Source organism: Variovorax sp. OV329, assembly GCF_900114785.1.
GTDB lineage: Bacteria > Pseudomonadota > Gammaproteobacteria > Burkholderiales > Burkholderiaceae_C > Variovorax.
Genome location: NZ_FOUG01000014.1, coordinates 52,155 through 66,672, shown reverse-complemented (window position 1 = coordinate 66,672; position 14,518 = coordinate 52,155). Strand labels below are relative to the sequence as shown.

The window sequence follows — 14,518 nt, the reverse complement described above, 5'->3', positions numbered from 1 at the left end:
GAAGTGTGCGAGCGGGAAACGGAAAGAGATCAGCCCGGCCTGGCCCGGCGCCAGCTGGCCGAGAAGCGCGTGTGGGACTTGTCCATGTGGGTGTGCATGGCGCTGCGCGCCGCATCGGCGTCGCGCGCGGCGATGGCGTCGCGGATCGCCTCGTGCTCGGCGATGGCGCTGCGCCAGGACTTCACCGTCTCGAAGTAGCCGCCCAGTCGCGTGAAGATGGGGCCCTTGCGCGAGTCCCAGAAGCCCAGCACCGTCTCGGTGAGCACCGCGTTGTCGCAGGCGTCGACAATGGCCAGGTGGAAGGCCCGGTCGCCGTCCAGCGGCATCACGCCGCCGTCGGCCTTGGCGCGCATGACCTCGATGGCCTGCGTCATTGCGTCGACGTGGCGGGCCTTGCGCTGCAGGGCAGCGATGGCGGCCGTCTCGCCCTCGACCACGCGGCGGGCGCGGATGAGTTCCAGCGGCCCCCACTCGGCCTGCCGCACATCGGGCAGCTTGCCTGCCGCGGCGGGCTGCGAGCGCTCGAGCACGTACACGCCCGAGCCGGTGCGCACCTCCACCCAGCCTTCCACCTCCAGCGCGATCAGCGCCTCGCGCACCGAGGGGCGGCTCACGCCCAGCTGGCGTGCCAGGTCGCGCTCGGCCGGCAGCCGGGCGCCCACGCTGAACTCGCCCTTGGCGATCAGCGCGCGAAGCTGCTCGGCAATCTGGCGGTACAGGCGCTGGGGCTCGACGAGTTGCAGGGGCACGCGTGGATCTGGATGGGTTAGGGGTTGTCCTGAATTGGACAAGTGGTCAGGCCAATTCAGAATACGCTGCGTCTTGCCACCCACCCATCGGGCCTAACCCGGAGGGCCCCATCAGGAGAAGCCATCACATGAGACTCAAGGGAAAGACGGCGCTGGTCACCGCGGCCGGCCAGGGCATCGGCCATGCGAGCGCGCTGGCGCTGGCCGCAGAGGGCGCCCAGGTCTGGGCCACCGACGTGAACGAGAAGCTGCTCGAGCGCTTCGCCGGCGTGGCCAACATCACGGCCGCGCGCCTGGACGTGCTCGACAAGTCCGCCATCCAGTCGTTGGTGTCGCGCATGCCCAAGGTGGACGTGCTCTTCAACTGCGCGGGCGTGGTGCACAACGGCGCCATCGACCAGGCCACCGACGACCAGCTGGAGTTCGCCTTCTACCTGAACGTGCGCGCTCAGTTCTGGGCCATCCAGGCGGTGCTGCCCGGCATGCTGGCGCAGGGCGGCGGCAGCATCATCAACATGGCCAGCGTGTGCTCCAGCATCCGCGGCCTGCCCAACCGCTGCGTCTACGGCACCACCAAGGCGGCCGTCATCGGCCTGACCAAGAGCGTGGCCGCCGACTACGTGACGCGCGGCGTGCGCTGCAATGCGGTGTGCCCCGGCACGGTGGACACGCCCTCGCTGGCCGACCGCATCAACGCCAACGACGACCCGGTGGAAGCGCGCAAGGCCTTCGTCGCCCGCCAGCCCATGGGCCGGCTGGCGCTGCCCGAGGAAATCGCGCCGGTCATCGTCTTCCTGGCCAGCGACGAATCGCAGTTCGTCACCGGCCAGGCCTACGCGGCCGACGGGGGCATGACCATATGAACCAGCTCGATTTCGCCGGCCGCCATGCGGTGGTCACCGGCGGTGCGACCGGGCTGGGCTTCGGCATTGCCAAGCGCCTGATCGATTCGGGCGGCAGCGTCACCCTCTGGGACCGCGATGGCGACGCCGCCGCGAAGGCCGCTGCATCGCTGGGCGACAAGGCCTCCGCACTGGCGGTGGACGTGTCGCAGCAGCCCTCGGTGGCCAAGGCGGTGGCGGGCACGCTGGCACAGGCCGGGCGCATCGACGCGCTGGTCAACAGCGCCGGCATCACCGGCCCCAACACCACGGTGTGGGACTACCCGGTCGACGCCTGGCGCCAGGTGATGGACGTGAACCTCACCGGCCTGTTCATCTGCTGCCGCGAGGTGGTGCCGCAGATGCGCAGCCAGGGTTGGGGGCGCATCGTCAACATCGCCTCGGTGGCCGGCAAGGAAGGCAACCCCAACGCCAGCGCCTACAGCGCGAGCAAGGCGGGCGTCATCGCGCTCACCAAGTCGCTGGGCAAGGAGCTGGCCGGCACCGACATCCGCGTGAACTGCGTGACACCGGCCGCGGTCAAGACGGCCATCTTCGACCAGATGACAGAACAGCACATCGCCTTCATGCTCTCCAAGATCCCCATGGGCCGCTTCGGCCAGGTGGAGGAGATCGCGGCGATGGTTGCGTGGCTCTGCACCGAAGACTGCTCCTTCTCCACCGGCGCCACCTTCGACCTCTCCGGCGGCCGCAGCACGTACTAGCATCCGGCACGAACAAACCACAACCCAAGGAAGAACAAGACATGAAACTGGTCCGCTACGGCAACCCCGGCAAGGAAAAGCCCGGCCTCATCGACGCCAACGGCCAACTGCGCGATTTGAGCAGCGTGGTCAAGGACATCGGCCCCGAGCAGCTCGGCGACGCCACCCTGGCCAAGCTGGCCAAGGTCAAGACGGACAAGCTGCCGCTGGTCAGGGGCAAGCCCCGCTACGGCTGCCCCGTCGCCAAGGTCGGCAAGTTCATCGCCATCGGCCTGAACTATGCCGACCACGCCGCCGAATCGGGCCTGCCGATTCCCGCCGAGCCGGTGGTGTTCATGAAGGCCATCTCCTGCATCCAGGGCCCCAACGACCCGGTGATGCTGCCCAAGGGCTCGAAGAAGACCGACTGGGAAGTCGAGCTGGGCTTCGTCATCGGCAAGCAGGCGCGCTACGTCTCGCAGAAGGACGCGCTGAACTACGTGGCCGGCTACTGCACCATCAACGACGTGAGCGAGCGCGAGTACCAGATCGAGCGCGGCGGCACCTGGGACAAGGGCAAGGGCTGCGACACCTTCGGCCCCATCGGCCCCTGGCTGGTCACGCGCGATGAAATCGCCAATCCGCAGAAGCTCGCGATGTGGCTGGACGTGAACGGCAAGCGCATGCAGACCGGCTCCACCAAGACCATGATCTTCAACGTGGCCAAGCTGGTGAGCTACCTCAGCCAGTTCATGACGCTGGAGCCCGGCGACGTGGTCACCACCGGCACCCCGCCCGGCGTGGGCCTGGGCATGAAGCCGCCGCTGTACCTCAAGAAGGGCGACGTCATGACCCTGGGCATCGAGGGCCTGGGCGAGCAGCGCCAGGAAGTGGTGCCCTTCAAGCTCTGAAGAACAAGCAGGGCAGCGCGCTTCGCCTGTTGATTCAGCGAAGCGCGCGCACCAGCTCGTCGTACACCAGCCGCACGCGCGCCGGCACCGGCGAGCGCTGCGAGCGGTAGACGGTGATGGGCCAGGGCTCCGGCGCCTCGGCCTCCAACACCGCCACCAGCTCGCCCGAGCGCAGCAGCGGCTCGGCCAGCGGGCCCACCAGCTGCCCGAACCCCAGGCCGGCCACGACCGCCGCGCATTCCGCATCGACGTCGTCGGTGACGAAGGCCGGCGCGCTCGGTGCCACCTGACGCCCCTTGCCGAAGAACCATGGCCAGGGCCGGCCCGAGCCCCGGTCCATCAGGGCCGTCTGCGGCAGGGTCGCCAGTTCCGCCAGCGACGTGGGCGCTCCGACGCGCGCGATCAGCGACGGCGCACCGACCACGTGCAGCGCCATCTTCCCCACCGTGCGCGCCACGAAGCGGGCATCCCGCACCGGGCCGGCGCGCACGCCAATGTCGATCTGCTGGTCGACCACGTCGGCATGCTCTTCCGACAGCCGCAGGTCCAGCACCAGGCCCGGGTGCTCGGCCAGCATCTTCGCCAGCGCCTGGGGGATGAGGCGCCGGCCGAACACGTTGGGTGCCGTCACGCGCACCGTGCCGGCGTGCTGCGACAGGGCGCGTCGGTCGGTGCGATGAAAGAGCGAATCCACGCCGCCCACCGCCTCGCGCGCGCGCCCGACGAGCTGGCGGCCGAAGTCGGTGAGCTGCACGCCGCGCGTGCTTCGGTGGAACAGCGGCTCGCCCAGCTCCTCCTCGAGTTCGCGTACTGCACGGGTCACGACCTGGGGCGACACCGACAGCCGCACGGCGGCATCGCGGAAGTTGGCGGCGTCTGCGGCGGAGCAGAAGACGCGCAGGGCATCGAGGCGGTTGGACATGCGGTGTTCCTTGAAGGGGAATTCTGAACTCGCGAGAGTTTCATTTACGGGAATGCGCGCATTTTCCACACTGCAGCCATCCCTTCAACGCAGCAGCAAAGGAAATCACCATGACAACCGTTCAAGACAACATCCGCGGCAAGGTCGCCATCGTCACCGGTGCCAGCAGCGGCCTGGGCGAATCGACGGCCCGCCACCTGGCCGCTCGCGGCGCCAAGGTGGTGCTGGCAGCGCGCCGCACCGACCGCCTGGAGAAGGTGGTCGCCGAGATCCGCGAGGCCGGCGGCGAGGCGATCGCCGTCGCCACCGACGTGGCGAAGCGCGCCGACCTGGAGAAGCTCGCCGCCGCCACGGTCGAGGCCTTCGGTCGTATCGACGTGCTGGTGAACAACGCCGGCGTGATGCCCCTGTCGCCCATCGAGAAGCTCAAGGTCGACGAGTGGGACCGCACCATCGACGTCAACATCAAGGGCGTGCTTTACGGCATCGCCGCGGTGCTGCCGCGCATGAAGGCGCAGGGCAGCGGGCACATCGTCAACATCGCCTCCATCGCCGGGCTGAAGGTGTTCACGCCCATCGGCACCGTCTACAGCGCCACCAAGTACGCCGTGCGCGCCATCTCCGAGGGCCTGCGGGTGGAGGTGGGCAACAGCGGGGTGCGCGTGACCATCGTCTCGCCCGGCGCGGTGGAGTCCGAGCTCAAGTTCGGCACCAGCGACGCGGAGACGGCGGCCGGTGTGAAGGCCTTCTACGAGGCCAGCCAGATCCCGGCCGACTCGGTGGCGCGTGCCGTCGTCTACGCGGTGGAGCAGCCGGCCGAGGTGGACATCAACGAGGTCGTGCTGCGGCCGGTGTCGCAGGACTTCTGACCGGCGCCCGGCCCTGCCTTGGCCCAGGGCCGGCGAGCGGCCGACGCACCCGCCGTTCGCCCAGGGGACTGGCACCTCTGAACACGTGCCTGCGGCAGGCGCCACCCCTCGCGTCACCACCAAAGACCCGCCATGAGTGCGGGTCTTTGCACTTCCTTTTGGCCACAAAGTTTTGCAAAATAGAACGACCGTTCGTTTTATTCCGGAACCGTGACCATGCCCGCCACCGCTGCTCCCGCCAAGGCCGTCCGCGCCCCGCAAAAGGGCCAGCAGACCAAGGCCGTCATCATCGACGCGGCCCTGAACCTGGCGGCACAGATCGGCCTGGAGGGCCTGTCCATCGGCGCCATCGCCGAGGTCACGCAGATGAGCAAGTCGGGCGTCTTCGCCCATTTCGGCTCGCGCGAGGAACTGCAGATCTCCGTGGTGCGCGAGTACCACGCACGCTTCGAGCAGGAAGTGTTCTACCCGGCCCTGACCGCCCCGCGCGGCCTGCCGCGCCTGCGCGCCCTGTTCGCCAACTGGATGAAGCGCACCTCCACCGAGATCGACTCGGGCTGCATCTACATCAGCGGCGCGGTGGAGTTCGACGACCGTCCGGGCCCGGTGCGCGACGCGCTGGCCGAGTCGGTGAACATCTGGCTGGCCGCCATGCTGCGCTCGGTGGAGCAGGCGGCCGAAGAAGGCCACCTGCGCGCCGATGCCGACGCACAGCAGATCGCCTTCGAGATCCACGCGCTGATCCTGGCGCTGCACTACGAGGCGCGCTTCCTGCGCAACCCCCAATCGATGAGGCGCGCCAACGCGGGCTTCGCCAACATCATCGCGCGCAGCAGCGCGCCCGGTGCGCCGGCCGCCGATGCCGAGCCAGCCCGGACCGAATCCGCGCCGCGCGCCGCGCGCGCCAAGGTGGCCTGAGCCGCCCGCGCCGGATCCATCGCTTTCTTTCTTTCCGTCCCTTTATCTTTCCTCTGATCTTTCCAGGAGATTCGCATGCCAGCCTACACCCCGCCCCTCCGCGACATGCAGTTCGTCATGCACGAGGTGCTCAACGTGACCGAGGAGCTGAAGGCGCTGCCGGCGCATGCCGACGTCGACGTCGACACCATCAACGCGGTGATCGAGGAAGCCGGCAAGTTCGCCGCCGAGGTGACCTTCCCGCTGAACATCTCGGGTGACGAGGAAGGCTGCAAGCTGGACAAGCTCACGCACGAAGTCACAACGCCCAAGGGCTTCAAGGAAGCCTATGGCAAGTTCGTCGAAGGCGGCTGGGCGGCGCTGTCCTGCGACCCCGAGTACGGCGGCCAGGGCCTGCCCTTCGTGGTGAACCAGTGCCTGTACGAGATGCTCAACAGCGCCAACCAGGCCTGGACCATGTACCCCGGCCTCTCGCACGGCGCCTACGAGGCCCTGCACGCGCACGGCACGGCCGAGCAGAAGAAGACCTACCTGCCCAAGCTCACCAGCGGTGAATGGACCGGCACCATGTGCCTGACCGAGCCCCACTGCGGCACCGACCTGGGCCTGCTGCGCACCAAGGCCGAACCGCAGGCCGACGGCAGCTACCGCATCACCGGCAACAAGATCTTCATCTCGGCCGGCGAGCACGACATGGCCGAGAACATCATCCACCTGGTGCTGGCCCGCCTGCCCGACGCGCCCAAGGGCAGCAAGGGCATCAGCCTGTTCGCCGTGCCCAAGTACCACGTGAAGGCCGACGGCTCGCTGGGCGATCGCAACCCGATCTTCTGCGCCGGCCTGGAGCACAAGATGGGCATCCACGGCAACGCCACCGCGCAGATCGTGATCGAAGGCGCCACCGGCACGTTGGTCGGCGAGCCCAACAAGGGCCTGGCCGCGATGTTCGTGATGATGAACGCCGCCCGCCTGGGCGTGGGCAACCAGTCGCTGGGCCTGACCGAGGTGGCCTTCCAGAACGCGCTGGCCTATGCCAAGGACCGCGTGCAGATGCGCTCCCTGTCGGGCGTGAAGGCCAAGGACAAGGAAGCCGACCCCATCATCGTGCACCCCGACGTGCGCAAGATGCTGATGACGGCCAAGGCCTATGCCGAAGGCGGCCGCGCGCTGCAGATCTTCTGCACGCTGCTGCTGGACAAGGCCCACAACCACCCCGATGAGAAGGTGCGCAAGGACAACGACGAACTGGTCGCGCTGCTGACCCCCATCGTCAAGGCCTTCATCACCGACAACGGCCACATCGCGACCAACCATTGCATGCAGGTCTTCGGCGGCCACGGCTTCATCAAGGAATGGGGCATGGAGCAGTTCGTGCGCGACAACCGCATCAACATGATCTATGAAGGCACCAACACCATCCAGTCGCTGGACCTGCTGGGCCGCAAGATCCTGGGCAACAACGGCGCCTCGCTGAAGAAGTTCGGCAAGCTGGTGGGCCGCCTGGTGGAAGAAGAGGGCGTCAACGAGAAGATGTCCGAATTCATCACCCCCATCGCGGTGCTGGGCGACAAGCTCACCAAGTTCACGACCGAGATCGGCTTCAAGGGCTTCCAAGACCCCGACGAGGTGGGCGCCGCCGCGGTGGACTACCTGCGCGTGGCCGGCCACTTCGTGTTCGGCTACCTCTTCGCCCGCATGGCCCAGGTGGCCCTGCGCGAGATCGCCGCCGGCAACCAGGACCCCTTCTACGTCGCCAAGCTGCAGACCGCGCGCTTCTACTTCGCCAAGCTCTTCCCCGAGACCGCGACGCTGATGCTGACGGCCCGCGCCGGCGCCAAGCCGCTGATGGATACCGAGGCGGCCCTCGCCTGATCGCTTGCACGCGGTTCCAACCCTGAACGCCGAGCCCGGAGGCCGATACATGAAGCGTTGTCTCGCAGCAGTTCTCTTCCTGGCCGGCACCAGCGCGGCCCTCGCCCAGATGAGCCCGGTGGGCGTCTGGCGCAGCGTCGACGACAAGACCGGTGAATCGAAGGCCGAGATCCGCATCGTCGACAAGGCCGGCGCGCTCAACGGCCGCATCGAGAAGACCCTGCGCAAGGACGCCAAGCCCGACGCCGTGTGCGACGAGTGCACCGACGACCGCAAGGCCAAGCCCATCGCGGGCCTGGAGATCATCCGCGGCGGCGCCAAGGCTGAAGGCAGGGACGTCTGGGAAGGCGGAAAGATCCTCGACCCCGAGAACGGCAAGGAATACCGCGCCAGCTTCACGCCCATCGAGGGCGGCAAGAAGCTGGAAGTGCGCGGCTACCTCGGCCCCTTCTGGCGGACCCAGACCTGGAACCGTGTCCAGTAACCCATTCAAGAAATTCACACCATGTCCAGATTCCAAGTGAAGAAAGTCGCCGTGCTCGGCGCCGGCGTGATGGGTGCGCAGATCGCGGCCCACCTGGTCAACGTCCGCGTGCCGGTCGTGCTGTTCGACCTGCCGGCTAAGGAGGGCCCGAAGAACGGCATCGTCACCCGCGCCGTCGAGAACCTGAAGAAGCTCAAGCCCTCGCCCCTGGGTGTGGCCCAGGACGCCGAGCTGATCGAGCAGGCCAACTACGAGGACGACATCGCCAAGCTGGGTGAGTGCGACCTGGTCATCGAGGCCATCGCCGAGCGCATGGACTGGAAGCTCGACCTCTACAAGAAGATCGCGCCCCACGTGGCCAGGCACGCGATCCTGGCCTCCAACACCTCGGGCCTGTCGATCACCAAGCTGAGCGAGGCGCTGCCGGAGCAGCTGAAGCCGCGCTTTTGCGGCATCCACTTCTTCAACCCGCCGCGCTACATGTTCCTGGTCGAGCTGATCAACACGCCGACCACGCAGCCGCAGGTGCTCGACGACCTCGAGGCCTTCGTCACCAGCGTGCTGGGCAAGGGCGTGGTGCGCGCCAAGGACACGCCCAACTTCATCGCCAACCGCGTCGGCATCGCCGGCATGCTGGCCACGCTGAAGGAAGTGGAGAAGTTCGGCCTGACCTCCGACGTGGTCGACGACCTGACGGGCAAGAAGCTGAGTCGCGCCAGCTCGGGCACCTTCCGCACCGCCGACGTGGTGGGCCTGGACACCATGGCCCACGTCGTCAAGACGCTGCAGGACAACCTCGACGAGAAGAGCGACCCCTTCTATCCCAACTTCGCCACGCCGCCAGTGCTGGCCGCGCTGATCGAGAAGGGCAACCTGGGCCAGAAGACCAAGGCGGGCTTCTACAAGAAGGTGGGCCGCGACATCCTGCGCTTCGACCTGGCCGAGGGCGACTACGTGCCCGGCGGCGCCAAGGCCGACGAGGTCTACGGCCGCATGCTCAAGAAGCCGGCCGCGCAGCGCCTGCAGCTGCTGCGCGAAAGCGAAGGCGCGCAGGGCCAGTTCCTGTGGGCCATCCTGCGCGACAGCTTCCACTACGCCGCGGTGCACCTGGCGACCATTGCCGAGAGCGCGCGCGACGTGGACTTCGCCATGCGCTGGGGCTTCGGCATGCAGCAGGGCCCCTTCGAGCTGTGGCAGGAAGCCGGCTGGACGCAGGTGGCGCAGTGGATCAAGGAAGACATCGACGCAGGCAAGGCGCTGTCGAGCGCACCACTGCCCGCCTGGGTGTTCGAAGGCCCCGTGGCCAGCGCCGGTGGCGTGCACACGCCCGAAGGTTCGTGGAGCGCCGCTGAAAGCCGCTTCGTGCCACAGCGCCGCCTGCCGGTGCATGCGCGCCAGCTCTTTCCCGAGAGCGTGCGCGGCGCCAATGCGCCCAAGGCCGAGGACTCGGGCCGCACCATCAGCGACGAAGGCGACGTGCGCGTCTGGACGCTGGACGAGGAAGTGCTGATCGCCAGTATCCACTCCAAGATGAACGCCATCAGCCCCGACGTGGCCGAGGCGCTGGCCGGTGCAGTGGAACTGGCCGAGAAGGAATTCAAGGGCCTGGTGATCTGGTCGCCGGACGACAAGTTCTCCGTCGGCGCCGACCTGCAGGCCATGCTGCCCGCCTTCGTGGTGGCCGGCATCGGCGCGGTCGAAGGCGCCGAGCAGGCACTGCAGGAAGTGATGCTGCGCATCCGCTATGCCGGCGTTCCGGTGGTCTCGGCCGTGCGCGGCCTGGCCCTGGGCGGCGGCTGCGAACTGGCCATCCACTCGTCGGCGCGTGTCGTCGCGATGGAAAGCTACATCGGCCTGGTGGAAGTGGGCGTGGGCCTGGTGCCCGGCGCCGGCGGCCTGACCTACATCGCCCGCCGCGCAGCCGAGCGCGCCGAAGCCTCGACCGGTACCGACCTGCTGCCCTTCCTCACCGAAGGCTTCACCGCGGCCGCCATGGCCAAGGTGGGCACCAGCGCGCTGGAATCGCGCCAGCTGGGCTACCTGCTGGACAGCGACGTGGTCGTGCCTAACAAGGACGAGCTGCTCTACGTGGCCCTGCAACAGGTCAAGGCCATGAGCGAGGCCGGCTGGCGCGCGCCCATGAAGCGCAAGTTCAAGGTGGCCGGCCGCTCCGGCGCCGCCACCATCAAGGGCCAGCTGGTCAACATGCGCGACGGCGGCTTCATCAGCGCGCACGACTTCCATATCGCCGGCCTGATCGCCGGCGTGCTGACCGGCGGCGACGTCGATGCCGGCACGCTCGTCACCGAGGAATACCTGATGACGCTGGAACGCAAGGCCTTCTGCTCGCTGATCCTGCATCCCAAGACGCAGGAACGGATCATGGGCATGTTGAGCACCGGCAAGCCGGTTCGCAACTGAAGCGCGCCGCACGCCAAGGAACATCAAATGAGCAAGCAAGTTCAAGACGCCTACATCGTCGCCGCCACCCGCACGCCCATCGGCCGTTCGCACCGCGGCTACTTCCGCAACACCCGCCCGGACGACCTCCTGGCCACCACGCTGAAGGCGGCCCTCGCCCAGGCGCCGGGCCTGGACCCGAAGGCCATCGAGGACATCATCTGCGGCTGCGCCATTCCCGAGGCGCAGCAGGGCCTGAACGTGGCGCGCATCGGCGCGGTGCTGGCCGGCCTGCCGACTTCCATCGGCGGCATCACGGTGAACCGCTTCTGCGCGTCGGGCCTCTCGGCCGTGCAGATGGCCGCCGACCGCATCCGCGTGGGCGAGGCCGAAGTGATGATCGCCGCCGGCGTGGAAAGCATGAGCATGGTGCCCATGATGGGCAACGCCCCCTCGCTCTCGCCCTCGATCTTCGAGCGCGACGGCGACGTGGGCATCGCCTACGGCATGGGCCTGACGGCAGAGAAGGTGGCGCAGCAGTGGAAGGTGAGCCGCGAGGCGCAGGACGCCTTCGCCCTGCAGTCGCACCAGCGTGCCATCGCCGCGCAGCAGGCTGGCGAGTTCAAGGACGAGATCACCCCCATCGAGGTGACCGACCGCACGGCCAACCTGGAGACGGGCGAGGCCATCGCCAAGAGCCGCATCGTCACGCTGGACGAAGGCCCGCGCCCCGACACCAGCATCGAAGGCCTGGCCAAGCTGCGCACCGTGTTCGCGGCGCGCGGTTCGGTGACGGCCGGCAACAGCTCGCAGACCTCGGACGGCGCCGGCGCGCTGATCCTGGCCAGCGAGAAGGCCGTGAAGCAGTTCGGCCTGACGCCGCTGGCCCGCTTCGTGAGCTTCGCGAGCAAGGGCGTGCCGCCGGCGATCATGGGCATCGGCCCGATCGAGGCAATTCCCGCAGCGCTGCGCTATGCCGGCCTGAAGCACGAGGACATCGACTGGTACGAGCTGAACGAGGCCTTCGCCGCGCAATCGCTGGCGGTGCTGAACACGCTGGGCCTGGACCCGTCCAAGGTCAACCCGATGGGCGGCGCCATCGCCCTGGGCCACCCGCTGGGTGCCACCGGCGCCATCCGCTCGGCCACGGTGGTGCACGCGCTGCGCCGCAAGAACCTGAAGTACGGCATGGTCACGATGTGCGTGGGGATGGGGCAGGGCGCCGCAGGGATCTTCGAGCGCGTTTGACGCGAAGGAGGCGGCATGCAGACGCAGACGTTGCAGGTGGAAGAGGGCGCGCGCATCGCCGTGCGCCGCTACGAGCCCGAAGGCGCATCGCGCGCCAGCATCGTCATTGGCGGGGCCATGGGCGTTCGCCAATCCTTCTACGAGCCCTTCGCCACCTGGCTGGCGCAGCAGGGGCACGCAGTCTGGACCTTCGACTACCGTGGCAGCGGCGATTCGCTGGACGGCGCGCCGCTGCGCAGTGTCAAGGCCGATCTCTTCGACTGGGCACGCGACTACGAAGCGGTGATCGACGCCGCCAAAGTAGCGCGGCCGGGGCAGCCGCTGTACTTGCTGGGGCACAGCCTGGGCGCGCAGCTGCCAGGATTTCTTCAGAAGCCCGAGCAGGTCGATGGCCTCGTCAGCATCGCCGCCGGCAGCGGCTACTGGCGCGAGAACGCGCCCAGGCTCAAGCGCAGCGTGCTGTACTTCTGGTTCGTGCTGGTGCCGCTGGCCACGCGCATCTGGGGCTACTTCCCCGGCCGCAGGCTGCGCAAGGTCGGCGACCTGCCGCGCGGCGTGATCCTGCAGTGGCGCAAGTGGTGCCTGCACCCCCGCTACAGCGTGGGCGCCGAGGGCGAACTGGCCGCGCGCAGCTTTGCCCGCGTGCGCTTCCCGGTGCTGGCGCTGTCGATGACCGACGACGAACTGATGACCCAGGCCGGCACCCGCAGCCTGCTGAGCTTCTACCCGGGTGCTCCCACGGAGATGGAGCGCATTGCGCCGGCCGACGTGCAGGCGCGGCGCATCGGCCACTTCGGATTCTTTCGCGAGCAGTTTAGCCAGAGCCTGTGGCCCGGCCTGCTCGAGCGGCTTTCGCGCCTGGGCGCGCTCGCCGCAGTGCAGCAAGGCGGCGTCACAAAGACGACTGCCTGAGCGGAGGGTCGGACGCACACTGCGCCCCATGAGCCATCCACATCCCTTCGACCAGGCCCTGCGCCTGGCGCACAGCGACCTGCAGTCGGGCCTGTTCACGGGGCAGACCAGCCCCGAGTACTGGAACATGGTCGGCCCCTTCGGCGGCGCCACCGCGGCCGTCGTTCTGCAGTCCGTCCTGCAGCATCCCGACCTGCTGGGCGAGCCGGTGGCGCTGACCGTGAACTTCGCCGCTGCCATCGAGGCGGGCGCCTTCGAGGTGCAGGCCACCCCGGTGCGCACCAACCGCTCCACGCAGCACTGGACCGTGAGCATCTCGCAGAACGGCCAGATCAACACCACCGGCACCGTGTTCACCGCGCTGCGGCGCGAGACATGGGGCGCAGGCGACCTGCCCATGCCCGAGGTGCCGCGCCCGGCGGACGTGGACCGCGTTTCCATTGGCCCGCAGGGCGTGGCCTGGCTGTCGCAGTACGAGATGCGCCCCATCAGCGGCAAGCCGCCCACCGAATGGGACGGCAGCGGCACCCACAGCGAGAGCCGGGTGTGGCTGCGCGAATCGCCGCAGCGGCCGCTGGACTTCGCCTCGCTGGCCGCCATGAGCGACATGTTCTTCCCGCGCGTGTGGCTGCGCCGCGCAACCCGTGTGCCGGCCGGCACCGTGTCCCTCACCACCTACTTCCACGCCGATGCGAAGCTGCTGGCGCAAGTGGGCACCGGCTACCTGCTGGGGCGCGCGCATGCGCAGCAGTTCTTCAGTGGCTACTTCGACCAGAGCGCCCATCTGTGGAGCGAGGCCGGCCAACTGCTGGCCACCAGCAACCAGATCGTCTATTACAAGGAATAGCGCGAAGCCGCGTCTTTAAGGAACAGCCCCATGACTTCGACCGCCAAGGCCGCCCTGATCGTCGGCGCCGGTGACGCCACCGGCGGCGCCATCGCCCGCCGCTTCGCCCGCGAGGGTTACGTCGCCTGCGTCACCCGCCGCAGCCTGGACAAGCTGCAGCCGCTGGTCGCGCAGATCGAGGCCGAGGGCGGCCGCGCCCGCGCCTTCGCCAGCGACGCGCGCAAGGAAGAGGAGGTGGTTGCTCTCATCGAGCAAATCGAGGCCGAGGTCGGGCCCATCGAGGTGCTGGTGTTCAACATCGGCGCCAACGTGCCCGAGAGCATCCTCACCGAGACCGCACGCAAGTACTTCAAGGTGTGGGAGATGGCCTGCTTCGGCGGCTTCCTCAATGCGCGCGAGGTGGCCAGGCGCATGGCGGCGCGGCCCATGCCGGCCAGCGGGCACCGCGGCACCATCCTCTTCACCGGTGCCACCGCGTCGATGCGCGGCGGCGCCAACTTCGCCGCCTTCTCGGGCGCCAAGATGGCGCTGCGCGCCCTGGCCCAGAGCATGGCCCGCGAGCTGGGCTCGCAGGGCATCCACGTCGCGCACGTGGTGGTGGACGGCGCCATCGACACCGAGTTCATCCGCAGCAACTTCCCCGAGCGCTATGCGCTGAAGGACCAGGACGGCATCCTCAACCCCGAGCACATCGCCGACACCTATGCCATGCTGCACCGCCAGCCGCGCGACGCCTGGACGCACGAGCTGGACCTGCGCCCCTGGTCCGAGAAGTTCTGACAGAGATCGAGGAGACATCCA

General features: G+C 68.4%; 14 protein-coding genes. 12 read left to right on the top strand and 2 right to left on the bottom strand.

The window, feature by feature from the left end; translation table 11 throughout:
• Positions 1–29: 29 nt before the first annotated feature.
• Positions 30–749 carry a FadR/GntR family transcriptional regulator gene (locus BM345_RS21195; protein WP_093383264.1) on the bottom strand — a complete coding sequence of 240 codons (720 nt, stop codon included), beginning with the start codon at positions 747–749 and terminating at the stop codon, positions 30–32.
• Between the two features lie 128 nt (positions 750–877).
• Between BM345_RS21195 and BM345_RS21190 the strand changes: the two genes are divergently transcribed.
• The 3 genes from BM345_RS21190 to BM345_RS21180 are packed head-to-tail and all read left to right on the top strand — an operon-like array spanning position 878 to position 3,245.
• Positions 878–1,612: an SDR family oxidoreductase gene (locus BM345_RS21190; RefSeq protein ID WP_093383261.1), complete on the top strand. Its 735-nt coding sequence runs from the start codon at positions 878–880 to the stop codon at positions 1,610–1,612.
• Entirely contained in the window at positions 1,609–2,355 is a 747-nt protein-coding gene (locus tag BM345_RS21185; RefSeq protein ID WP_093383258.1) for an SDR family NAD(P)-dependent oxidoreductase, read from the top strand. Before BM345_RS21190 ends, BM345_RS21185 begins: the two co-directional genes overlap by 4 nt.
• 41 nt (positions 2,356–2,396) lie before the next feature.
• A complete protein-coding gene (locus BM345_RS21180; RefSeq protein ID WP_093383255.1) occupies positions 2,397–3,245 on the top strand; it encodes a fumarylacetoacetate hydrolase family protein in 849 nt (282 codons plus the stop codon).
• A gap of 34 nt (positions 3,246–3,279) precedes the next feature.
• Here the strand turns inward: BM345_RS21180 and BM345_RS21175 are convergent, their stop codons facing one another.
• The gene (locus BM345_RS21175; RefSeq protein ID WP_093383252.1) at positions 3,280–4,167 is read right to left on the bottom strand and encodes a LysR family transcriptional regulator; all 888 of its coding nucleotides are present in this window, start codon (positions 4,165–4,167) and stop codon (positions 3,280–3,282) included.
• Positions 4,168–4,277: 110 nt separating this feature from the next.
• On the opposite strand from BM345_RS21175, the gene BM345_RS21170 reads away from it, so the two are divergent.
• The 9 genes from BM345_RS21170 (at position 4,278) to BM345_RS21130 (ending at position 14,497) form a co-directional block, all read left to right on the top strand.
• Positions 4,278–5,036: an SDR family oxidoreductase gene (locus tag BM345_RS21170; protein ID WP_093383249.1), complete on the top strand. Its 759-nt coding sequence runs from the start codon at positions 4,278–4,280 to the stop codon at positions 5,034–5,036.
• A gap of 216 nt (positions 5,037–5,252) precedes the next feature.
• The gene (locus tag BM345_RS21165) at positions 5,253–5,954 is read left to right on the top strand and encodes a TetR/AcrR family transcriptional regulator (RefSeq protein WP_093383247.1); all 702 of its coding nucleotides are present in this window, start codon (positions 5,253–5,255) and stop codon (positions 5,952–5,954) included.
• A 75-nt stretch (positions 5,955–6,029) separates the two neighbouring features.
• Complete coding sequence (locus tag BM345_RS21160; RefSeq protein ID WP_093383244.1) at positions 6,030–7,826, top strand: acyl-CoA dehydrogenase C-terminal domain-containing protein; 1,797 nt, start codon at positions 6,030–6,032, stop codon at positions 7,824–7,826.
• A 49-nt stretch (positions 7,827–7,875) separates the two neighbouring features.
• On the top strand, positions 7,876–8,310 hold the full coding sequence (locus tag BM345_RS21155; protein WP_093383242.1) for a DUF2147 domain-containing protein: 435 nt from the start codon (positions 7,876–7,878) through the stop codon (positions 8,308–8,310).
• A 21-nt stretch (positions 8,311–8,331) separates the two neighbouring features.
• Positions 8,332–10,731 carry a 3-hydroxyacyl-CoA dehydrogenase/enoyl-CoA hydratase family protein gene (locus tag BM345_RS21150; protein ID WP_093383239.1) on the top strand — a complete coding sequence of 800 codons (2,400 nt, stop codon included), beginning with the start codon at positions 8,332–8,334 and terminating at the stop codon, positions 10,729–10,731.
• Between the two features lie 27 nt (positions 10,732–10,758).
• Positions 10,759–11,958 (top strand): acetyl-CoA C-acyltransferase, encoded by a 1,200-nt coding sequence (locus BM345_RS21145; RefSeq protein ID WP_093383236.1) that lies wholly within the window; start codon positions 10,759–10,761, stop codon positions 11,956–11,958.
• Positions 11,959–11,973: 15 nt separating this feature from the next.
• Positions 11,974–12,870, top strand: a complete 897-nt coding sequence (locus tag BM345_RS21140) for an alpha/beta hydrolase family protein (protein ID WP_093383233.1) — start codon at positions 11,974–11,976, stop codon at positions 12,868–12,870.
• A gap of 28 nt (positions 12,871–12,898) precedes the next feature.
• The gene (locus BM345_RS21135) at positions 12,899–13,717 is read left to right on the top strand and encodes an acyl-CoA thioesterase (RefSeq protein WP_093383230.1); all 819 of its coding nucleotides are present in this window, start codon (positions 12,899–12,901) and stop codon (positions 13,715–13,717) included.
• Positions 13,718–13,747: 30 nt separating this feature from the next.
• Entirely contained in the window at positions 13,748–14,497 is a 750-nt protein-coding gene (locus BM345_RS21130; RefSeq protein WP_093383227.1) for an SDR family oxidoreductase, read from the top strand.
• Positions 14,498–14,518 lie beyond the last annotated feature (21 nt).

What these genes read in the sequence shown, in the direction of transcription:
- BM345_RS21190 (WP_093383261.1), top strand. Translation starts at nt 878, where the DNA reads ATGAGACTCAAGGGAAAGACGGCGCTGGTCACCGCGGCCGGCCAGGGC.
- BM345_RS21185 (WP_093383258.1), top strand. Translation starts at nt 1,609, where the DNA reads ATGAACCAGCTCGATTTCGCCGGCCGCCATGCGGTGGTCACCGGCGGT.
- BM345_RS21180 (WP_093383255.1), top strand. Translation starts at nt 2,397, where the DNA reads ATGAAACTGGTCCGCTACGGCAACCCCGGCAAGGAAAAGCCCGGCCTC.
- BM345_RS21175 (WP_093383252.1), bottom strand. Translation starts at nt 4,167, where the DNA reads ATGTCCAACCGCCTCGATGCCCTGCGCGTCTTCTGCTCCGCCGCAGAC.
- BM345_RS21170 (WP_093383249.1), top strand. Translation starts at nt 4,278, where the DNA reads ATGACAACCGTTCAAGACAACATCCGCGGCAAGGTCGCCATCGTCACC.
- BM345_RS21165 (WP_093383247.1), top strand. Translation starts at nt 5,253, where the DNA reads ATGCCCGCCACCGCTGCTCCCGCCAAGGCCGTCCGCGCCCCGCAAAAG.
- BM345_RS21160 (WP_093383244.1), top strand. Translation starts at nt 6,030, where the DNA reads ATGCCAGCCTACACCCCGCCCCTCCGCGACATGCAGTTCGTCATGCAC.
- BM345_RS21155 (WP_093383242.1), top strand. Translation starts at nt 7,876, where the DNA reads ATGAAGCGTTGTCTCGCAGCAGTTCTCTTCCTGGCCGGCACCAGCGCG.
- BM345_RS21150 (WP_093383239.1), top strand. Translation starts at nt 8,332, where the DNA reads ATGTCCAGATTCCAAGTGAAGAAAGTCGCCGTGCTCGGCGCCGGCGTG.
- BM345_RS21145 (WP_093383236.1), top strand. Translation starts at nt 10,759, where the DNA reads ATGAGCAAGCAAGTTCAAGACGCCTACATCGTCGCCGCCACCCGCACG.
- BM345_RS21140 (WP_093383233.1), top strand. Translation starts at nt 11,974, where the DNA reads ATGCAGACGCAGACGTTGCAGGTGGAAGAGGGCGCGCGCATCGCCGTG.
- BM345_RS21135 (WP_093383230.1), top strand. Translation starts at nt 12,899, where the DNA reads ATGAGCCATCCACATCCCTTCGACCAGGCCCTGCGCCTGGCGCACAGC.
- BM345_RS21130 (WP_093383227.1), top strand. Translation starts at nt 13,748, where the DNA reads ATGACTTCGACCGCCAAGGCCGCCCTGATCGTCGGCGCCGGTGACGCC.